The organism is Nocardia sp. XZ_19_385 (assembly GCF_015355755.1).
Classification (GTDB): domain Bacteria; phylum Actinomycetota; class Actinomycetes; order Mycobacteriales; family Mycobacteriaceae; genus Nocardia.
The window spans coordinates 291,718-312,769 of sequence record NZ_JACVEE010000003.1; the positions used below are offsets into that span (position 1 = coordinate 291,718).

The 21,052-nt window shown below is 67.4% G+C and carries 17 protein-coding genes; 6 read left to right on the forward strand and 11 right to left on the reverse strand.

Translation table 11 applies throughout. The features are described from left to right. Positions 1-41 precede the first annotated feature (41 nt). Positions 42-1,697: a urocanate hydratase gene (gene hutU / locus IBX22_RS24975; protein ID WP_194818138.1), complete on the forward strand. Its 1,656-nt coding sequence runs from the start codon at positions 42-44 to the stop codon at positions 1,695-1,697. Positions 1,698-2,055: 358 nt separating this feature from the next. Continuing rightward, the gene (locus IBX22_RS24980; protein ID WP_194818139.1) at positions 2,056-3,360 is read left to right on the forward strand and encodes a formimidoylglutamate deiminase; all 1,305 of its coding nucleotides are present in this window, start codon (positions 2,056-2,058) and stop codon (positions 3,358-3,360) included. A gap of 914 nt (positions 3,361-4,274) precedes the next feature. Here IBX22_RS24980 and IBX22_RS24985 read toward each other — a convergent pair. From IBX22_RS24985 to IBX22_RS25020, 8 genes are all read right to left on the reverse strand, one after another. After that, positions 4,275-5,399 carry a sorbosone dehydrogenase family protein gene (locus IBX22_RS24985; RefSeq protein ID WP_228539399.1) on the reverse strand — a complete coding sequence of 375 codons (1,125 nt, stop codon included), beginning with the start codon at positions 5,397-5,399 and terminating at the stop codon, positions 4,275-4,277. 298 nt (positions 5,400-5,697) lie between these two features. Next, the gene (locus IBX22_RS24990; RefSeq protein WP_194818140.1) at positions 5,698-6,594 is read right to left on the reverse strand and encodes a DUF5995 family protein; all 897 of its coding nucleotides are present in this window, start codon (positions 6,592-6,594) and stop codon (positions 5,698-5,700) included. A gap of 167 nt (positions 6,595-6,761) precedes the next feature. Then, complete coding sequence (locus tag IBX22_RS24995; protein WP_194818141.1) at positions 6,762-8,384, reverse strand: serine/threonine-protein kinase; 1,623 nt, start codon at positions 8,382-8,384, stop codon at positions 6,762-6,764. A gap of 18 nt (positions 8,385-8,402) precedes the next feature. Then, positions 8,403-9,161 (reverse strand): LGFP repeat-containing protein, encoded by a 759-nt coding sequence (locus tag IBX22_RS25000; protein WP_228539401.1) that lies wholly within the window; start codon positions 9,159-9,161, stop codon positions 8,403-8,405. Between the two features lie 197 nt (positions 9,162-9,358). Next, positions 9,359-10,276 carry an LLM class F420-dependent oxidoreductase gene (locus IBX22_RS25005; protein ID WP_194818143.1) on the reverse strand — a complete coding sequence of 306 codons (918 nt, stop codon included), beginning with the start codon at positions 10,274-10,276 and terminating at the stop codon, positions 9,359-9,361. Between the two features lie 46 nt (positions 10,277-10,322). After that, positions 10,323-10,973 carry an RNA polymerase sigma factor gene (locus IBX22_RS25010; protein WP_194818144.1) on the reverse strand — a complete coding sequence of 217 codons (651 nt, stop codon included), beginning with the start codon at positions 10,971-10,973 and terminating at the stop codon, positions 10,323-10,325. An 89-nt stretch (positions 10,974-11,062) separates the two neighbouring features. After that, positions 11,063-11,863, reverse strand: coding sequence for a M50 family metallopeptidase (locus IBX22_RS25015; RefSeq protein ID WP_194818145.1), 801 nt, complete (start codon positions 11,861-11,863; stop codon positions 11,063-11,065). A 35-nt stretch (positions 11,864-11,898) separates the two neighbouring features. Beyond that, complete coding sequence (locus IBX22_RS25020) at positions 11,899-12,948, reverse strand: Gfo/Idh/MocA family oxidoreductase (RefSeq protein WP_194818146.1); 1,050 nt, start codon at positions 12,946-12,948, stop codon at positions 11,899-11,901. A 171-nt stretch (positions 12,949-13,119) separates the two neighbouring features. Here IBX22_RS25020 and IBX22_RS25025 point away from each other — a divergent pair, with 171 nt between their 5' ends. After that, positions 13,120-14,715, forward strand: coding sequence for an alpha-L-fucosidase (locus tag IBX22_RS25025; protein ID WP_194818147.1), 1,596 nt, complete (start codon positions 13,120-13,122; stop codon positions 14,713-14,715). A 2-nt stretch (positions 14,716-14,717) separates the two neighbouring features. Here IBX22_RS25025 and IBX22_RS25030 read toward each other — a convergent pair whose 3' ends face one another. Then, the gene (locus IBX22_RS25030) at positions 14,718-15,086 is read right to left on the reverse strand and encodes a VOC family protein (RefSeq protein ID WP_194818148.1); all 369 of its coding nucleotides are present in this window, start codon (positions 15,084-15,086) and stop codon (positions 14,718-14,720) included. 145 nt (positions 15,087-15,231) lie between these two features. Between IBX22_RS25030 and IBX22_RS25035 the strand changes: the two genes are divergently transcribed. After that, the gene (locus tag IBX22_RS25035; RefSeq protein WP_228539403.1) at positions 15,232-15,888 is read left to right on the forward strand and encodes a YitT family protein; all 657 of its coding nucleotides are present in this window, start codon (positions 15,232-15,234) and stop codon (positions 15,886-15,888) included. A gap of 69 nt (positions 15,889-15,957) precedes the next feature. Here IBX22_RS25035 and IBX22_RS25040 read toward each other — a convergent pair whose 3' ends face one another. Beyond that, positions 15,958-17,043 carry a hypothetical protein gene (locus IBX22_RS25040; protein WP_228539405.1) on the reverse strand — a complete coding sequence of 362 codons (1,086 nt, stop codon included), beginning with the start codon at positions 17,041-17,043 and terminating at the stop codon, positions 15,958-15,960. A 222-nt stretch (positions 17,044-17,265) separates the two neighbouring features. Here IBX22_RS25040 and IBX22_RS25045 point away from each other — a divergent pair, with 222 nt between their 5' ends. Both IBX22_RS25045 and IBX22_RS25050 read left to right on the forward strand, forming a co-directional pair. Then, positions 17,266-18,687 carry an amino acid permease gene (locus tag IBX22_RS25045; RefSeq protein WP_194818149.1) on the forward strand — a complete coding sequence of 474 codons (1,422 nt, stop codon included), beginning with the start codon at positions 17,266-17,268 and terminating at the stop codon, positions 18,685-18,687. A gap of 94 nt (positions 18,688-18,781) precedes the next feature. Then, positions 18,782-19,555, forward strand: a complete 774-nt coding sequence (locus IBX22_RS25050; protein ID WP_194818150.1) for a class I SAM-dependent methyltransferase — start codon at positions 18,782-18,784, stop codon at positions 19,553-19,555. Here IBX22_RS25050 and IBX22_RS25055 read toward each other — a convergent pair whose 3' ends face one another. Further along, entirely contained in the window at positions 19,556-20,968 is a 1,413-nt protein-coding gene (locus IBX22_RS25055; RefSeq protein ID WP_194818151.1) for an MDR family MFS transporter, read from the reverse strand. Between the last annotated feature and the right edge of the window lie 84 nt (positions 20,969-21,052).

The following is a 21,052-nucleotide window of genomic DNA, read 5'->3' on the forward strand; positions in this document are numbered from 1 at the left end:
ACGACGGAGCCAACATCACGTAAGGACCTGGAGGACAGTTCATGACGGCACGGACAGTGCGGGCTGCGCGTGGCACAGCGTTGACCGCCAAAAGCTGGCAGACCGAAGCGGCGATCCGGATGCTGCACAACAACTTGGATCCGGACGTGGCCGAACGCCCGCAGGACCTGGTCGTGTATGGCGGCACCGGGAAAGCGGCGCGGGATTGGGCCAGTTTCGACGCGATCACCCGGACACTGACCACCCTCGACCTGGACGAGACACTGCTCGTCCAATCCGGGAAACCGGTGGGAGTGTTCCGCACCCATGAATGGGCGCCGCGCGTGCTGATCGCGAACTCGAATCTGGTGGGGGACTGGGCGACCTGGCCGGAGTTCCGCCGCCTCGAAGCCCTCGGGCTGACCATGTACGGGCAGATGACGGCGGGCTCCTGGATCTACATCGGCACCCAGGGAATCCTGCAAGGCACCTACGAGACTTTCGCCGCGATTGCCGACAAGCGTTTCGGCGGAACGCTTTCCGGGACGCTCACCCTCACCGCAGGCCTGGGCGGCATGGGCGGCGCGCAGCCCCTGGCGATCACCATGAACGGTGGCGTGGCGCTGGTCATCGAATGCGATCCGGCGCGCGCCCGGCGGCGGGTGGCCGACCGCTACCTCGACGAGATCGCCGACGACTTCGATGACGCCGTCCGGCGGGTCTCCGCTGCCCGTACCGCGCGAAAAGCGTTGTCGGTCGGGCTGATCGGCAACGCGTGCGAGCTGATTCCGCAGCTGCTGGCCGCCGGCCTGGAAGCCGACATCGTCACCGACCAGACCTCCGCGCACGACCCGCTGTCCTACCTGCCGCGCGGCGTCGAAGTCGGCGACTGGTCCGACTACGCGGCCAAGAAACCCGATGAATTCACCGACCGCGCCCGGGAATCCATGGCCGACCACGTCGAAGGCATGCTCGGCTTCCTCGACCGCGGCGCCGAAGTCTTCGACTACGGCAACTCGCTGCGCGGCGAGGCGAAGCTCGGCGGCTGCGAACGTGCCTTCGACTACCCGGGATTCGTCCCCGCCTACATCCGTCCCCTGTTCTGCGAAGGCAAGGGCCCCTTCCGCTGGGCCGCCCTCTCCGGCGACCCCCGCGACATCGCCGCCACCGACCGCGCCATGCTGGAGCTGTTCCCGCACAACGAATCCCTGCGACGCTGGCTGCACCTCGCGGGCGAACGCGTTGCCTACCAAGGACTCCCGGCCCGCATCTGCTGGCTCGGCTACGGCGAACGCCACCTGGCGGGCCTGCGTTTCAACGAAATGGTCGCCAGCGGCGAACTCAGCGCCCCCGTCGTCATCGGCCGCGACCACCTCGACTCCGGCAGCGTCGCCTCCCCCTACCGCGAAACCGAGTCCATGGCAGACGGATCCGACGCCATCGCCGACTGGCCCCTGCTCAACGCCCTGCTCAACACCGCCTCCGGCGCGAGCTGGGTATCCATCCACCACGGCGGCGGCGTCGGCATGGGCCGCTCGATCCACGCCGGCCAGGTCTGCGTGGCCGACGGAACCGACCTCGCGGCCCAGAAGATCGAGCGAGTGCTCACCAACGACCCGGGCACCGGAGTCATGCGCCACGTGGACGCGGGATACGAGCGGGCTACCGAAGTCGCCGACGAACGCGGGGTGCGGATACCCATGCAGGAGCAAGCATGATGGCCTCGGTTTCAGGCCGTCCACGCCGTCGACGCCGTCCAGGCAGTTCGGTCGCGCGAGGCAGTTCGGTCGCGCGAGGCAGTTCGGTCGCGCGAGGCAGTTCGGTCGCGCGAGGCAGTTCGGTCGCGCGAGGCAGTTCGGTCGCGCGAGGCAGTTCGGTCGCGCGAGGTAGCTCGGCGGCGCGAGGCAGTTCGGTCGCGCGAGGCAGCTCGGCCGCACCAGGTAGCTCGGCCGCACGAGGCGCTCGGGCGCTGAGGAACGACCGGGGAGCGTGGACCGGAGGATCTTGGACCAATGAGGCAATCCGGACGTTGGCGTGTACGCATGAGCGGCCACGCACGGTGGAGGGCGGCGCGCCATGAGCACCTATTGGGCGGAATTTGCCTGGCTTCCTGAGGGTCTCGCCAGCGGTGTGACGATCGAGATCGACGCTGGCGTGATCCGGGCGGTGGTCCCGGATTCCGCGTCCCGGGGGACGGCGTTGCGCGGTTTGACGATTCCAGGGTTCGCTAATGCGCACTCGCACGCGTTCCATCGGGCTTTGCGTGGGCGGACGCATGATGACCACGGCACGTTCTGGACTTGGCGGGAACGGATGTATACCGTTGCTGCGCAATTGGATCCGGATTCGTACTACCGGTTGGCGCGTGGGGTGTACGCGGAGATGGTGGCGGCCGGGTACACCAGCGTCGGCGAGTTTCACTATCTGCACCACGGGCCCGATGGGAAGCGGTACTCGGAACCGAATGCGATGAGTGCGGCACTGGCGAGCGCGGCAGTAGATGCGGGGATTCGTCTGATGCTGCTCGATACCTGCTATCTGGCAGGGGGTTTCGGTCAGGAGTTGGGTGCACATCAGCAGCGGTTCAGTGATGGGAATGTAGTCGCGTGGGCTGAGCGCTCCGCCGACTTCATACCGGATTCCGAACTGGTACGAACCGGTGTTGCCGCTCATTCCGTGCGTGCGGTGCCCGCCGAAGCCCTGAGCGTGGTCGCCGAACAGGCGGCAGGCCGCCCCCTGCACGTACATCTGTCGGAGCAGCCCGCGGAGAACGAAGAATGCACCGCGGCACACGGATGCACCCCAACAGAACTGCTCGCCGGAGCGGGAGCGCTGGGCCCGCAGTCGGTGGCGGTCCACGCAACCCACGTCACCGCCGCGGACGCCGACCTGCTCGCGAGCACCGGAACCCAGGTCTGCCTCTGCCCGACCACCGAACGCGACCTCGGCGACGGCATCGGCCCGGCAAAGCTGCTCAGCGACAAAGGAATCGGCCTCTGCCTGGGCACCGACAGTCACGCCGTCATCGACGCCTTCGAAGAATGGCGCGCCCTCGAACTCGACGAACGCCTCGCCACCCGCACCCGAGGCTGCTTCGACATCACCCAACTATTCACCGCCGCAACCGATCACGCCGCCATCGGCTGGCCCGAAGCAGGCCGCATCGAACCCGGCGCGGCAGCGGACCTGGTCACCATCGACCTCGAATCGATCCGCACCGCAGGCACCACCCCCGCCGCCGCCCTCTTCGCCGCGACCGCAAGCGACGTCCGCGAGGTCCTGGTAGCCGGCCGCCCAGTGGTCTCCGACCACCATCACCTACTCATCGACCACCCAGAAGCAGTCCTACAGGAAGAAATCACAGCTCTCTGGCGCAAGTGAGCTGCCGGTCGACCGCCCCAGGCCAGTCGCCAAGTGGGACACCGCAGAGCGGTCCTCCCGCGAAACGCCCCAGTCAAGTCCCGCTTTGCGCCGCGATCCGTCGGCGGAGCCAGGGGGCCAGTGGAGAAGTGGGACACCGCCGTGTGGTTTACCTGCGAAACGCCCCGGTCAAGTCCCGCTTTGGGCCGCGATCCGTCGGCGGAGCCAGGGGGTCAGTGGAGAAGTGGGACATCACCGAGTGGTTTACCTGTGAAACGCCCCGGTCAAGTCGCTTTCAGCCGCGATCCGTCGACCGAACCAGCGGAGTCAGCGGATAAGTGGGACATCACCGAGCGGTGTACCCGCGAGATGCCCCGGTCAAGTCCCGCTTGGGCCGCGATCCGTCGGCCAAGTCAGGGGGCGACCACCGTTATGGCATGCCCTCGCACTGAGCAGCGCTCACCGAACTGCCGGATCGCATCCCGATAGGCGCGGACCAATCGGGCGAGGGTTGAGGGGTCGGCAAGTAGTCAGCGGATAAGTGGGACACCGCCGAGTGGTCTTCCCGCGAGATGCCCCGGTCAGGTCCCGCTTTGGACGGCGATCCGTTGGCCGAGCCAGAGGAGTCAGCGGATAACTGAGACATCACCGAGCGGTCTACCCGCCAAACGCCCCGATGAAGTCCCGCTTTGGGCCGTGATCTGTCGGCCGAACCAGGGGAGTCTGCGAGTAGGTGGGACATCGCCGAGTGGTTTACCCGCGAAACTGCCCGGTCAGGTCCCGCTTTGGGTCGCGATCCGTTGGCCGAGCCAGGGGAGTCTGCGGGTACGTGGGACATCACCGGGCGGTCTACCCGCGAAACGCCTCGATGAAGTCCCGCTTTACGTCAGAAGCCGGTGCCTGCTTGGCTGAGCTGGCCGGCGGTGGTCAACGGTTCACTTCGCGGGGAAGCGGAGGATGCGGTCGTCGCCATCTCGGACATCGCCGCGTCCGTCGGTGTTGGAGGTGGTGAGCCACAACGCGCCATCGGGGGCGACGGCGACGGTGCGGAGGCGGCCGTAGCGGTCGCGGAGCAGGGCCTGGGGTTCCTCGAGCTTGCCGTCGGAAATCTTTGCGGTCCAGAGCCGTTCGCCGCGGAGGGCAGCGATGTACAGGGTGTCGCCCGCGATGGCGATCCCCGAGGGGGAGGCTGCGGAGGTGGGCCAGGTCAGTAGCGGATCGGTGTAACCCCGGTCGGCTCCGCCGGTACCTTCCACCGCGGGCCAGCCGTAGTCTCGCCCGGGTTCGATCAGGTTCACCTCGTCGAGCCGGTTCTGCCCGAATTCGGCCGCGAACAACCGCCCCGTGCGATCCCAGGCCAGCCCTTGCACATTCCGATGTCCAAGGCTGTACACCGGTGACCCGGCCGTCGGATTCCCCGGCGCTGGTTGCCCTTCCGGCGTCAACCGCAAAATCTTCCCGTTGGGACTTCCCGGGTCCGGCGACCGATTCGTCTGCCCCGCATCCCCCGTCCCCACATACAACATCCCATCCGGCCCGAACTCGATCCGCCCGCCATTGTGATTCCCCGCCTTCGCAATCCCGGAGAACACCACCTCCTGCGCCCCATCCAGCCGGAATCGCACAATCCGATTGTCATCAGCACCGGTGAAATACGCGTAAATCCAACGGGTTTCGGCGTAGTCCCGTGCCACCGCCAGCCCCAGCAGCCCACCCTCGCCCCGCGCGACCACCCCCGAAACCTGGTAAACCTCCTGCGGGGCCCGCCCTGCCACCACTCGAAGGATCCGCCCGCTGTCCCGCTCCGCCACCAGCGCGGCCCCATCAGGCAAGAACGCCAACCCCCACGGCACATCGATCCCGAGCGTGATCTCCTCGGCGGCCCCCAGATCCGGCACGCCGGACGGCGTACTCGTCGCGGTAGTGCTGACCGCGGTGCCGCCGTTGGTCTCACTCGGCTCGGACTCCTCGCCACAGGCGGTGAGTGTCGCACCGACCATCAGCGCGACAAGCAGCGAGGCGGAACGCGCTCGGCGTCCCCGGATATTCGCGATCCCCATGTCTTGGTCCTTACCCGATCGCCCGGCATGATCACCCAGCACGACTGATCGATACGAGTCCATTCAACGCTGATGAGCGCGACGGCGAGTCCTGTCCAGACGAGGATAGGCACGCGAAACCTGATTCGCCCGGATCGCGCGATCCGGCACGGCGAAGTTCGGGACGGTGCCGGTCTACAGCCCGCGTTGGCGCTGAGCACCGCGCAGGCGAGTCCTGTTCGGACGAGGATAGGCACGGGAAACCAGATGCGCTCGGACCACGCGATCAGGCGTGGCGAAGTTCGGGACGGTTGCCGGCCTACAGCCCGCCGTTGGCGCTGAGCACCGCGAAGGCGGTGTCGGCGGTGGGCCAGAGGAGATCGATTTCGGCGCGGACGGCCGGGGCGAGGGCGGGGTCTTGGAGTGCGAGGCCGTTGGTGAAGATGAAGACGTTGGCGCCGGCGTCGGCGAGACGGAGGAGGGGGCCGGTGGCTACGCCCGCGCCCAGGACGGCGTCGAGGCCTTCGCCGACGAAGTAGAAGCGCCATAGGGGGCCGAGGTCGCCGTTGTAGATGGCCTTGGTGGAGTCGATGATCAGCGGGCCCTGCTGGGCGATCGAGTCGACGATGCGGAAATAGTCGGGGGCATTCTCGGGGGTACTGCCCACGGCCGCAACGGAATAGGTGAGGTCGACGGTGAGGTGGGCGTTGTAGCCGGCCATGGCGACGCGGGCGGCGGAGAGGTCGCATTGGCGGGCCAGGGTGAAGTAGTGGGCCCAGTGTGGTGCCGCGAGGGCGCCGGTGAATTCGGCGTGCAGGTTGTCGAGAAAGCGGGAGAGCAGCTCCAGGCTGATGCGGTGGGCCCATTCGGGATTCGCGAATGCCGCCGGGTCCCGTTGCAGAGGCATGACGGCGGCGTATTCGACGCCATTGAGGCCGAGGGCGAGGACCCCGCGCCGATCTCGGTGCCGTACCAGGATTTCGGTGATCTGCCGGTGATTGTCGACGGCCTGCTCCAGCCGGTCCATGGACGAACCGGCCAAAGCGGTTGTGTCGGAGAGCCGTGCGATAGAGGTGAGCTCGCCCTGGCTCAGCGGAGTCCCGCAGACCGTATCGGAAACATTGGCGCTCGCGGTCGGCGCGGCTATGCCCACCGTGGCCAGGATCGCGGCGAATACCGGGATCAGCACGGCGGTGCGCGCACCAGCGATCGTCATGACTTCTCCGTGTTCGTCAGCTCCTCGGCCGCTGCCGAGACATCGGGAACGGACACCATCGTCCGGCTGGCAAGACCCCATCCCGTTGGTCGCGAAAGCGCGGGAGCGAGGGACGAAGCAGCGCAAGCGTATCCGAGGTGATCATGAATCGCTGGCGCGACGGGCCGCTAGCTCTTGCGGAGCGTCCCCGCGATGGTGCCGCCGAGCAGGCCGGGTGTGCTGTAGGACACGGATCCGTCGGGCAACAGTCTGACGGTCGACGTTTTGCCTTCGTCGACGCAGTCGCCCGCGGAGCCGGGGGCGAGGCGAGCGCGGAAGGTCAGCTCGGTTTCGCTCGCGGCGGTGAGGGTTTCGGTTCGCGCGCATCGAGTCCCGAACAGCTTTCCGGTGTTGGCCGAGGTGGCGACCTCTTCACCGATCTTGCCATCCTTGATGTTCAGCTCGATGTCGAAGCCGACCAGGCCGTCCTGCGCGGTCCCTTTCCACTGGCCGACAAAGGCTTCCGGTACGGACTCACCCGCGGCGGCCGTGGTGGACGGCGCCGAGGTCGTGGTGGTGGTGCGCTTGGTAGTTGTGCTCGGCGCGTCCGTCGATGTGCTGGTTGTTCCGCTCGCCCCGGAGTTGTCGTCGCGCAGCTGGTTGCCGACCACGAACGCGACGACCGCGACCAGGACCGCGACGAGCAGTCCAGCGATCAACGCGCCTCGGCGTTTCGGCTTGTGCGGTTCGGGCTGCCAGTGGTTGGGATGCGGCTGGGACAGCTGTGTCGGATCGGTTCGGCCCGTATAACCCTGTGGCGCATACTGATTCGGCGCGGTGGCGGGCCAAGCCTGCCCGTGCGGCGGCGTGTGCTGCGCGGACCACTGGGCTGGCGGCGTGTAATCCGGCACCGGATCGGAGTGCCCGGAATCCAGATCCAGCAACTGCACCGCGCGGGTACTCACCTCGTGCAGCACCGGCCCGGGTAGCCAGCCGCCGCCCGCCGGCACACCGACCTGCGCCAGCTCGTCGACAATCTGCTGCGGAGTCGGGCGCGTCGCCGGATCCTTGGCCAGGCACGCGGCGATCAGCGGTCGCAGCCGTTCGGGCACGCCCTCGAGTCGCGGCTCCTCGTAGACAACTCGCCACAGCATCTGCACGGTGTCGCCGCTGCCGAACGGCCCCTGCCCGCTCGCCGCGAACGTCAGCACCCCGCCGAGCGCGAACACATCGCTGGCCGGCACCACCTGTTCACCGGTGACCTGCTCCGGGCACATGAATCCCGGTGAGCCGATGACCTTTCCGGTGGTGGTCAGCGCGGTGTCCTCCACCGCACGTGCGATGCCGAAATCGATCACCTTCGGACCGTCCACTGCCAGCAGCACATTCGACGGTTTCAGATCCCGATGCACCACGCCCGCGGTGTGCACCGCGACGAGCGCTTCGGCCAATCCGCGCGCGAGCACCCGCAGGGTGTCTTCGTTGAAGGTGCCGAACCGCTGGATCGCGTCGTCGAGCGGCAGCCCGGCCACGTAACCGGTGGCCAGCCACGGCGGATTCGCGTTCACGTCGGCGTCGAGCACCGGGGCGGTGAATCGCCCGCCGACGCGCTTCGCCGCGATCACTTCGCGCTCGAACCGCGCGCGGAATTCTCCGTTGCCGACCAGATCGGGCCGGATGACCTTGACCGCGACCGTGCGCCCACCGGCGTTGCGGCCGAGATACACCTTGCCCATACCGCCGGCGCCGAGGACACCGAGAATCCGGTAATCCCCGATCCGTCGCGGATCGTTCACGCCAAGCGGTTGCACAGGCGACAGGCTACCTACCTACGGCTGCCACGTGATGCGGCCGCCCTGGAAGTCCTGGGCTTTACCGTCTTCGTAGTCGTATTCGTCGCTGGTCGGATAACCGTAGCGGCCGCTCTCCCCACCGGCCCGGACCCAGTTGTCCCGGATCGAGCCCCACACGGCGTGCGCGCCCGAGCTGGACGACCAATAGATAGCCCCACCTGGGAAAAGGTTATAGCGCCCGCCCTTGGCGCCCGCGGCTTCGTCGGTGAGCGGGAATCCGAGCGGGCCGTTCTCCCAGCCCAGCTGACCCCACTTGTCGCGGATGAATCCGCCGATCTGGTGCGCGTCGGTGCCGACGGAGTAATAAATGGAACCGCCCTGGAATTGGACGAAGAGGCCGGAACCGGTCGGAGTCTGGGATTCACTGGTCACCGGGTAGCGCAGCGCCCCGCTTTCCCAGCCCAGCGCACTCCATTTATTGCGGATCGGACCCGACACGACGTGCGCGCCGGTCGGATCGGACCAGTAGATGGAGGCGTTGTTGGCAAAAGTCTGGAACTTGCCGCCGCCCGCCGCATCCGCTTCCGGCGCGGTGGGCTCGCCGAGCGCGCCCGTACCTCCGGCCCGGTCGAATTCCGTCTCGATCGCTCCGCCGACATCGAATGGCCCGACGGGGCGCGCACCGGCGGTTGCCGCGCACACGGTCAGGGCGATACCCGAGGCGACGATGGCGGTGGCCAAGGTGCCGGGCTTACGCGATTCAGCTGGGCGGTTTGTGCGACGGAACGGTCTCAAGAGAACTCCTGGACGGGTAGAACTCGGATAGCCAATGGATTGCTGTCTGCCGGACATCCTCCGGGGAGACGAGTCCGAGTGACACGGCGGGGGCCTGTGTTGTGAACTGGCGCACAGCGTCGTCGATATGCGCGGGCCATCTGCTAAATCGGTGTCGGTCGGCAGATTGTTAGCAAATCCAACGGCGGGTTCGGCACTCAGAGTTGCGACTGCACCTTCGCCGCAATCAATTCCAGGTGGTCCAAATCCCCCAGATCCAGAACCTGCAGATAGATGCGCGAACTGCCGATCTTGGCATAGCGCCCGATCTTGTCGACCACCTCGGCGGGCGACCCGGCCAGGCCATTGGTCTTCAGCTCATCGACTTCCCGGCCGATCGCCGCGGCCCGGCGTGCGACCTCGGCATCGCTGTCACCGACGCAGACCACCAGCGCGTTGGAATACACCAGCTCATCGGTGCGGCCATAGGCTTCGGCCGCCGCCCGCACCCGGTCGAAACTGCGAACACTGTCCTCGACCGAGTGGAACGGCACGTTGAACTCGCTCGCGTACTGCGCGGCGAGCCGCGGCGTGCGCTTGGGCCCGGTCCCGCCGATGATCACCGGCAGCGGATCCTGCACCGGCTTGGGCAGCGCGGGGGAGTCCTTCAGCTGATAGTGCGCGCCGTCGAAGTCGAACTTGTCCCCGAGTTTGGTCGCCCACAGCCCCGTGACGATCGCCAGCTGTTCCTCGAACCGAGCGAACTTGTCCTCCGGGAACGGGATTCCGTAAGCGGCATGCTCGCTGGCGAACCAGCCGCTGCCCAGTCCCAATTCGACCCGGCCACCGGACATCTGGTCGACCTGCGCGACCTGTATCGCCAACGGCCCGGGCAGCCGGAAGGTCGCGGCGGTGACCAGGGTGCCCAATCGGATCCGCTTGGTCTCCCGCGCCAGCCCGGCGAGGGTGATCCAGGCGTCGGTCGGCCCGGGCAACCCGTCGGCGTCGCCCATGGCCACGTAGTGGTCCGACCGGAAGAATGCGTCGAACCCCAAGTCCTCGGTAGCTTTCGCGACGGTCAGCAGCGTGTCGTAGTCCGCACCCTGCTGCGGCTCGGTGAAGATGCGCAGTTTCATGGCATCCATCGTGCCCGAGGAAATCGCCCAGCGTTCGCCCGGTCCCTTAGGCGGCCTGCAGGCGCGCGCTGACCTCGGCGAGCGCATCGTGGATGTGGGACTCCACGGTGTCCGGTGCCAAGCCCATGATCAGGCCGATCTCCGCGTAGGTGCTGCCCTCGTAGCCGCGCAACACCACGGCCTCGCGTTCGCGCTGCGGCAGCGTTTCCAAGGCCGCGATCAGCATGTGCCGCAACGTAATCGTGTCCTCGAAGGACAAGCCGGTCCGTTCGGCGAGGAGCGCGATGCGTTCGTCACCGGCCGGGTCGAGGCGGTCGGCGGTTTTGTGGCGCGGGGTGTCGCGGATCAGGTTCTCGGTGGTGCGCCACAGGTATTCGCGCATGTCTTCGGCCTCGGTGATATCCGGGCGGCGAGCGTAGACGCGCATGAACGCGGTGCGCACGATGTCTTCGGGGTCGGTGACTTCTGCGGTGGCCCAGCCGATCATCGGCGCACGAGTGGATTCGTAGGCGTCGATGAGGATTTCGTCGAAAGGGTCGGGTCCAGCGGCGCCGTTGCGGGCGATCCGGACCAGCGTGCTGCCGGAGCGCGCGGCATCCAGTAGCAGCAGGGGTTCCAGTGCGCATTCGCGCAACACCTCGGCGAGCAGCGCTTCGATGGCGGCTTCGGACAGCGCTCGTCCGTCATCCGGTTGCATGGAGCTACCCCCTGTGCACGATCCTTTCTAGCAATTTACGCACGGCCGAACCCGCGCCGCGCGACGAATTCGTGGTCAGGTGAACAGGTTCAGGGGTTGAGCCAGGACGGGGCCGGGCAGTCGCCGGAGACCACGGGGATACAGACGCCGGTCGCGTCGGAAAGCAGGAATCCGGTGCCCAGCACGAGGCAGCTGACGGCGATGGCGGCGAAGAACAGCACCCAGAGCAGACCGGGCAGATGGGTGAGGCGAGCGAGCTGGTCGGCGTCGGAGTCGACACCGCCGGGGTTGCGCCAGCGCTGCCGGCGACCGCGCTGTAACTCCAGGACCGGACGGGTGCCGGCGAGCAGCAGGAACCAGGCGCCGAGGTAGGCGAAGGCGGCCTGCACGGTGTCGGTGCCGAACCAGGAGACCGCGAAAATCAGGGCCCCCAAACCGAATACGGTAATCAGGCCGTAGATGTTGCGGACCTTGATGAGGACCGCCGCCAGCAGGACGATGGCGGTCCACAGCATCAGGGTGATGCGGTTGGCGCCGAGCAGGGCCGCGAAACCCAGCCCGAGCAGCGGGGGTGCGGGGTAGCCCGCCATCGCGGTGAGGATCATGCCGAGGCCGTACGGTTTGCCGCTGGAGACGGTGAGGCCCGAGGTATCGGAATGCAAGGTGATGCTGTTGAGGCGGCGGCCGGTGAGCAAGGCGAACAGCGCGTGGCCGCCCTCGTGCGCGATGGTCACCACATTGCGCGTCATCCGCCACACAGGGGAGTAGCCGACAAGTACCAGCGCGATCAGGCCGGTGATCACCACGAGCTGCCACGATGGCGGCAACTGGGTCGTCTGGAGCCGATCGGCGATAGACGCGCCCCGGTCGATGAATTCCGCACTATCCACCGCCGCACCCTATCGGCGCACCCGAACACCGTCCACTAGAGCGGGCGTTGTGCGCCTTCGGCCGCGGAGTCGCGGGCGGCTTCGAGGATGCGCAGCGCGGTGACTGCGTCGCGCGGGTCGACGGGGACGGGAGCGCCGTTCAGCAGGGCGTCCGCCATCGCGGTGTAGAACGCGGGGTAGTCGCCCGCCAGGGTGGGGTATGGCTGCAGGTCGGGGTCGGCGCCGACGAGGCCCCAGTCGCCGGATTCGACTGTGCCCCAAGGACCGTCGCCGGGGCGTTTGCCGTCGCGCAACGCCGCTTCCTGCGGGTCCAGGCCGTGGACGACGTAACCGGACTCCGAACCGAGCACCCGGAAGCGCGGGCCGAGCTGCGGTGTCACCGCGCTCATCCACAGATGGGAGCGGACGCCGGAGTCGTGGGTGAGGGCGAGGAACGCGTCGTCGTCGGTCTGGATGCCGTCGCGGCGGCGGTCCAGTTCGCAGTACACCTCGCGGACCGGGCCGAACAGGGTCAGCGCCTGGTCGAGCAGGTGCGGGCCCAGATCGAGGAGGATGCCCGCGCCGTCCGCGGCGTCACCCACCTCGCGCCAGCCGCCCTTGGGGACCGGACGCCAGCGCTCGAAGCGGGACTCGAACCGTCGCACGGTACCGAGCTTGCCGGTGTCGATCAGCTGCCGCACGGTCAGGAAATCGCCGTCCCAGCGCCGGTTCTGGAACACCGACAGCGGGACCCCGGTCTGATCCGCCTGTGCGACAAGGGCTTCGGCGTCGGTCGCCGTGACCGCGAACGGTTTATCCACCACCACAGGCACTCCCGCGGCCAGTGCGCGCCGCGCCAAGGGTGCGTGCGTACGGTTCGGCGTCGCGATCACCACCAGATCGATGCCGGAGAGGTCGGCGAAGAGCGCGTCGGCGTCCGGGAACACGCGCACGCCGGGATGCTCGCGCTCGGCTTGGGCGGCCCGTTCCGCCGACCCGGTGACCACCGCGGCCACCCGCATCCGCGGTTCGCTGGCGATCAGCGGTGCGTGGAACACCGATCCCGCGAGCCCGTACCCGATGATGGCGACCTCGAGGCTGCTCATTCTCCTGAAGATACAGCGGTGCGCAGCGACTCGATGGAGGGCTGCGGTCGGGCTACGGGTGGGCCGCTGCCGGGCGCGCATCTGTGTCACCCGGCGGTGATACCCGAGGACGACCCGCGATGGGCCCTTGGTATGACGACGGCAGTGTGTCCCCGCCCATAGCGTGGACGCATGAACCCGAAGTCCTGGCCCCGGCGGATCGCCCTGATCGCCCTGCGTACCGGGGTCGTCGTGCTGGTGCTCGGCGTGGTGGCCGCCGCCACGTTCGGTATCGGAGCGTGGCAGTGGGCGCGCACCGACGACGCGAAGGCAGCTATGACGACCACCGGCCGATACGACAGCTCCCTGGAATCGCTGCGCGAGCATCCACTGCCCGCCTGGTTCCAGGACGCCAAGTTCGGGATCATGCTGCACTGGGGCCCGTACTCGGTGCCGGGTTTCGCGCCGACCGGCCGCACCTTCACCGAAACCGTGGTGCAGGACTACGACCACGCCCTCACTCGCAGCCCGTACGCCGAGGACTACGCCAATCAGATCAAAGACCCGGATTCACCGGCCGCGGCCTACCACCGCGCCACCTACGGCGCTGCCACCTACGAAGACATCGCCCGGAAATTCGAAGCCGAGCTGGCCGGCTGGGATCCCGACGCGTGGGCCGAGAACTTCCGATCCTCCGGTGCCTCCTATGTTGTCCTCACCGCGAAATATGCTGACGGATACGCTCTTTGGCCTTCGGCTGTGCGTAACCCGCACGCCCCGGATTTCCACTCCGAACGAGACCTGGTCGGTGAGCTGGCTGCCGCTGTGCGCGCCCGCGGCATGAAGTTCGGCCTCTACTACTCCGGCGGAGTCGACTGGACCTTCCAGCCGCAAGTGGTGAAAACGTTGGGGGACTACATCTATCTGCCCTACGGTGCCGATTACGCCGATTACGCCGAGGCGCAGGTCCGCGAGCTGATCGACCGCTACCGGCCCGACATCCTGTGGAACGACATCGGCTGGCCCACCGGTCAGCAGCGTCTCAACGCGTTGTTCGCCGACTACTACAACACGGTCCCGGAGGGTGTGGTCAACGACCGCTGGCAGACCGCGTCCTACTGGAAGGCGCTGATGGGCCGGCAGCCGCTGCGCTGGGGCTTCGACCGGCTGATGAAGTGGGCGCTGTCCCAGCCCGGCGGTGCCGACCGGATCACCACTCCACCGACCGTGCCGCACAGTGACTTCCGGACTCCGGAGTACACCGGCTTCGACACCGTGCAGGAGAAGTTCTGGCAGCAGGATCGCGGGATCGGCGGCTCCTTCGGCTACAACCGACAGGAAACCGACGCTGATTACGCCGATCCCGAAGAGTTGCTCACCAGCCTGGCCGAGGCGAGCGCGAACAACGGTGCGCTGCTGTTGAATTCGGGTCCCAGCGGGGGAGCGGGCGTGATCGTGCCCGAGCAGCAGTCCCGGCTGGACGCGATCGGCGCCTGGCTGGCGATCAACCGGGAAGCCGTCGACGGCACCCGTCCGTGGACCACCACCACGGCGACGACCGCCGACGGAACCCGAGTCGTCTTCACCCGCAAGGGATCCGACACCTACGCCATCGTGCTGGGCCGCCCCACCGGCCCGATCACGGTGAAAGGTGTTGTCCTACAGGGCCCTGCGCAACTGCTCGGTTCGGAAGACGCGGTGACGGCCCAGCCGCAGGGCGGGGACACCGTGCTCACCGCACCGTTCTCCGGTAGTTTCGCGCCGGTCGTGAAGATCACCGGCAGCTGAGCTCAGCGCTCGGAGACGCTCCGCTCGACGCAGAACTCGTTGCCCTCGGGATCGGTCAGCGTCACCCAGCCGCGCCCGTCGGCGGTCCGGTGGTCCTCGAACAGTTTCGCGCCCAATCCGACGATGCGGTCCACTTCCTCGTCCCGGGTCCGCTCGGTCGGCATCCAATCGAAGTGCAGCCGGTTCTTCACCGACTTGGTCTCGGGGACCTGGATGAACAGCAACCCGGGCACCGGCGCGGGAGATTCGACCAGGACCTCGTCGTCGCCGGGGCTGTCCTCCCCGGAAATCGGCCAGCCGGTGACGGTGCTCCAAAACGTCGCCAGAGCATAGGGATCGCTACAGTCCACGGTCACATTGCGCAGCATCATCGACCGACGATAACCGCGCGCGCCCCGACGGCGGGCAGGTAATGATCAACAGGCGGCCCGCTCTCGGCAAGTCCCTGTCGCTATCAGTCCAGTAATCGATCACTGGCTCTGTATTTGCGGGCCAGTGATCCGCATTCTTGATCGCATGCTGGTTCGTCGTTTGGTCGCGCTGTATAGCGGGCTCTGGTTGTACGGGTTCTCGATGGCGGTCATGATCCGCGCCGGCCTCGGGCTCGACCCGTGGGACGTGTTCCACCAGGGTGTGGCCGAACACGTCCCGATCAGCTTCGGCATGGTGACGGCCGTAACCGGCGTGGTCGTCCTGCTGCTGTGGATCCCGTTGCGGCAGAAGCCCGGCCTCGGCACGATCAGTAACGTCATCGTGATCGGCATCTCGGTCGACGCCGGTTTGTGGCTGCTCCCGGATTGGCAATCGCTGCCAGCCCAGATCGCCGCGATGCTGCTGGCCGTGGTACTCAACGCCGCCGCGACTGTGCTCTACATCGGTGCGGGCATGGGGCCGGGCCCGCGCGATGGCCTGATGACTGGTCTGGTACGCCGCACCGGCTGGTCCGTCCGCCTCATCCGCACCACGATCGAGGTGACGGTACTGGCGATCGGGTTCGTGCTCGGCGGCAGCGTAGGCATCGGCACCCTGGTCTACGCCTTCGGCATCGGCCCGCTGATCCAGCTGATGATCCCGCTGGTGGACCGCCACCTGCCCGGCTTCCACCACCAGCGCGTTACCGAGCCTGTGCTGGTGCCGGAACCCGTTACGCCGCAACCCGATTCGGCCACGTGAGCGCATTTACAGCCAGCACTCGCGGCATCCCGCGGCCCGATGCTCCGGAGCCCTGCAGTCCTGGCACTCTCAGTCCGTCGTCCCGGCATGCCTTTTGGCGGGATCCAGGCACTCACCGCTGCCGTCGCCTGGCAGCATCAACGCACCCAGCAGCAACCCGACCCCGGCCGCGACTATCGGTGCGCCGGTCCACAATTCGGTGACGGTGGGCAGGCTGCCGACGGCGGCGGAGGCGACGCCGAGGTACAGCGACCACGTGAAGAAAGGCGCGGCGGTGGCGAAGGTCCAGTAGGCCCAGCGGCGGGCGGCGGTGGGGCGCAACGCTTGTGCGAGCAGGTCGGTGCCGATCGCGGCGACCAGGATCGACAGCAGGGTGCTCATGTTGCGGCCGCCGGTTTCCGCGCCGCTCAGGACCAGTAGTGGGACAGTGCAAATCGTCGCGGCGCCGGGCGGCAGGCCCCAGCGTCTGGCCACGAACAGCAGGGGCAGCAGCAGGGCGGCGTTGGTTACCAGCATGCGGACCGCGATCGTGGCGGCGGAGTTGTTCTCGGTGCTGGACAAGCCGGTGACGATCCAGGTCGCGCGCAGGATCAGGGCATTGCCGTATTCCAGGAAGACCATGATCTCCGCGATCGCCAGGCCGATACCGAGCAGCGCGGGCCACAAACGGCGGAGCGTGCCGGGCGCGGGGTCGGTCCAGGCGGAGCGGACGGGGGTGGTGACGATGACGCCCATCGTGATGGCCAGCCCGAGGTGGCTCGGGCTGAACAGAATGTCGATGGACTCCTCGATGCCGAAGATGGTGTGCCAGAACATGTCCGCGACACCGCTGAGCCCGAAGGCCGCCAGGGCGAGCACCGTGGGCCCATATCCGAGCGGGACCGCCGCGAGACCGCGTCGTCCGGTGCGCCAGTGTTTCCAGACCAGCCACGCCACCCAGCCCGCGGTGGCGATGAAGCCGCTGTAGAACACCGCGTGCCACGGGGTGAAGAAGGTTTCCAGACCGGGCCGGTTGGAGTGCGCCCACGCGTCGAGCATGAGCCCGCCGATCAGCCATAGCGAGACCAGCGCGGTGACGGCGTCATCGGCGAGGGTCGCACGCGGTCGTTCCTGGTCGAGTCCGGTCCGTGTCTGTGTTACCCAGCTGATCCCCATTCTCCCGACCGTACCGAAACCGCTTGTCGGCCGCCGGAATTCACTCCGCGCAGGCGTGCGGCTCGCGGCGACGAGCGTGTCCGCACGACAGCCTCGGCAAATCAGCTACTGACCAGCGACAACGCCGACCCGCGGCGATCGGATGCGGCTCGGCGGTTTGCCTGCCGGTAGCGTGACGCCTGTTCGGCTGAGCCGTTCGAGTGAGGGAAGGACGCATATCCAATGACAGCCTCTGACCGTCAGCTACAAGCGGACGCGGAGCCTACCGAGTCGGCGCCAGACAACGCAGCGGCCGAGGAGGGCTATGCGCGGGGACTGAACCCGCGCACCATCCAGATGATCGCGATCGGCGGTGCCATCGGCACCGGCCTGTTCTATGGCGCGGGCGGCGCGATCGAGAAGGCGGGTCCGGCGCTGATCCTGGCCTATCTGGTCGCGGGCCTGGCCATTTTCGTGATCATGCGGGCACTGGGTGAACTGCTCACCTACCGCCCGGTGTCCGGCAGTTTCGCCGAGTACGCGCACGAGTTCCTGGGCCGGTTCGCCGGTTTCGTGACCGGCTGGTCGTATTGGGCGGTGTGGGTGGCGACCTGCATGGCCGAGATCACCGTCGCCGGCAAGTACGTGCAGTACTGGTTCGACATCCAGGGCTGGATCACCGCGCTGGTCGTGCTCGCGGCCATGTTCGCGGCGAACCTGATCTCGGTGCGGCTGTTCGGCGAAGGTGAATTCTGGTTCTCCACCATCAAGGTGACCGCGATCATCGGCATGATCCTGCTCGGCATCGGCGTCCTCACCATCGGCTTCGGCCACGCCGCCAACCCGACGGTGACCAACCTGTGGGCCGACGGTGGCGTCTTCCCGAACGGGTTCGGCCAGTCGCTGCTGGTGTTGCAGATCGTGCTGTTCGCCTATGTCGGTGTCGAACTCGTCGGGGTCACCGCGGGCGAGGCGCGCGAACCACGCAAAACCCTGCGCAAGGCGATCAATACGTTGCCCTTCCGCATCGGGCTGTTCTATGTGGGCGCGCTCGTCGTGATCATGTCGGTGTCGAGCTGGCGCACCTTCCACGAGGGCAAGAGCCCGTTCGTGGAGGTCTTCCAGCAGATCGGCATCCCGGGCGCGGCGGGCTTGATCAACTTCGTGCTGCTCACCGCGGCGCTGTCGTCCTGCAACTCCGGCATCTACTCGACCGGCCGCATGCTGCGCACGCTGTCGCTGCACGGTGAGGCGCCGGCCGTGCTGAGCAAGCTGAGCTCCCGCGCGGTGCCCTATCTCGGGATCAGCCTGTCGGCGGCGGTGATGGTGATCGGCGTGGTCGTGAATGTGATCTCCCCGGACAAGGCGTTCGCTTACATCACCGCGGTGAGCACGATCGGCATCATCTTCGTGTGGGGCATGATCCTGGTCTGTCACATGATCTATCGCAGGCGCGTCAAGCAGGGGCTGCTCCCGGCCAGCGACTACCGCTTGCCCGGTGCGCCGGTGACCACCTGGCTCGCGCTCGGTTTCCTCGGACTCGTCGTGGTGCTGTTGTTCCTCACCGAAAGTGGACGCACCGCGCTCGTGGTCGGTGCGGTGTGGGGCGTGCTGGTCTGCTCGGGGTATCTGGCGCTGACCAAACTCGGCAAGCGAACCGCCTAGTCACGGCTTTCCGAGGGCCGACCGGCATCACGCCGGTCGGCCCTCGGTGTTTCCAGACGGAAATTCAGTGGACGGCGGTGAGAGGATCGCTGATATGTCGCGAACCTTCGAAGACCTGGTGGCCGAAGCCGAATCGGTATCGGTGGACGGCTGGGATTTCTCCTGGCTGGACGGTCGAGCAACCGAGCAGCGACCGTCATGGGGATATCAGCGGCTGATGAGTGCGCGGCTGGCCGAGGTGGACTCGGCGCTCGATATCCAGACCGGCGGCGGCGAAGTTCTCGCCGGTGCCGTGCTGAAACATCGCAAAACACTGCCGCCCACCATGGTGGCGACCGAGTCGTGGCCGCCGAACGTCGACAAAGCCACACAGCTGCTGCATCCGCTCGGCGCGGTGGTCGTCGCCGATTCCGATGAACCGCCACTTCCGTTCGCGGACAACGCCTTCGACCTGATCACCAGCCGTCATCCGGTGCGGGCATGGTGGGCGGAGATCGCCCGCGTGCTGCGTCCCGGCGGCAGTTACCTGTCCCAGCATGTCGGACCGGCCAGCGTCTTCGAGCTGGTCGAGTACTTCCTGGGCCCGCAGCCGGAAGCGCGCAAGGGGCGCGATCCCGAGGACGCTCGCAAGGAGGCCGAAGCCGCCGGGCTCGAGGTCGTCGACCTGCGCTTGGAGCGGCTGCGCACCGAGTTCAACGACATCGGCGCGGTCATCTACTTCCTGCGCAAGGTGATCTGGATGGTTCCCGGGTTCACCGTTGATCAGTACCTCGAGCAACTCCGTGAGCTGCACGAGCAGATCGAAGCCGACGGGCCGTTCGTCGCGACCACCACCCGATTCCTGATCGAGGCGCGTAAACCCGTGTAGCTACTCGGCGGTGGGCCGGCCGGGCAGCATCATCGATGCCACGATCAGGATGACCGCCGCCGCCGCGACAGCGATGAACACGAGGTGCACCGCCGAGGACAGTGCGGCCGGTGCGGGATGGTCGGCCCCGTGCACGTGCGAGTTCACGATCGCACCGAAGACCGCGACACCCACCGCGCTGCCGATGGACCGCGCGAACATATTCGTCGAGGTGACCACACCCCGCTCAGACCATTCCGCGCTCGACTGCGCGGCGATGATCGACGGCGTGGAAACCAGGCCCAGCCCGAGGCCGATCACGAAACACGACCCCGCCAACTGCCACACCGTCGACTGCTGACCGGCCAGCAGCAGCGAGGCCGCGCCCACCGTCGCGACGCTGCTGCCGATCAACGCGCTGTTGCGGAAGCCGATGCGCATGTACACCCGGCCCGCCTGCGAACCGGTGATCGGCCAGCCGAGGGTGAGCGCGCCGACGCCCAGACCCGCGACCAGCGCGCTGCTGCCGAGCACGCCTTGCGCGAAAGTTGGTACGTAGGAGGTCAATCCGAGAATGATGGCGCCGACGAACAGCGAGATGATGCTGCTCGCCACCAGCACCCGCCGGGTGAAAACCCACAGCGGCAGAATCGGATTCGCGGCCCGGCGCTCCACCAGCGCGAAGATCGCGAGCACCAGCGCGCCACCGCCGAAGATCCCGAGACTGGCCGGGGAGGTCCACGCCCAGGAGTGCCCGCCTTCGAGCAGCCCCAGGATGATCGCGCCCGCGCCGAGGGTGAGCAGCATCGCGCCCAGGTAGTCGATGCTGCTGTGCCGATGCTTGGGCGCGGTTTCCTTGAAGTGCCGCAACAACATCCACGCGGCCAGCGCCGACACCGGCAGGTTCACCAGGAAGATCCAGCGCCAACTCAGGTACTCCGAGAACAGGCCGCCGAGCAGCGGGCCCAGCACCGACGAGGCCGCCCACACCGCCGCGATATAGCCCTGCACCTTCCCGCGTTCGGCGAGCGTGTACAGGTCGCCGGCGATGGTCAGCGTCATCGGCTGCACCGCGCCCGCGCCCAGACCCTGAATCGCGCGGAAGATGATCAGCCCCACCATGCTGGTCGCCAGACCGCACAACAGCGAACCCAGGGCGAACACCGCGATGCCGAACAGCAGCACCGGTTTGCGCCCGAAGGTGTCGGCCAGCTTGCCGTAGATCGGCACGGTCACGGCCTGCGCCAGCAGATAGATCGAGAACAGCCACGGGAACTGGGCGAACCCGCCGAGATTCTGGGTGATGGTCAGGATCGCGGTGGCGATGATGGTGGAGTCCAGTGCGACCAGTCCGGTCGAGAGCATCAGCGCTCCGAGTACCGCCCCGCGCTCGGATCTGAGGCCGACGCCCGGCTGCACTGTCTCGGTCGCCACCGGGCGGCCCCTCTCGTTCGTTGGACTAACTGCTTCTCAACGAACGTATCGTCCCCTCAGCTATTCCCGCACGGAAGGTTTCCG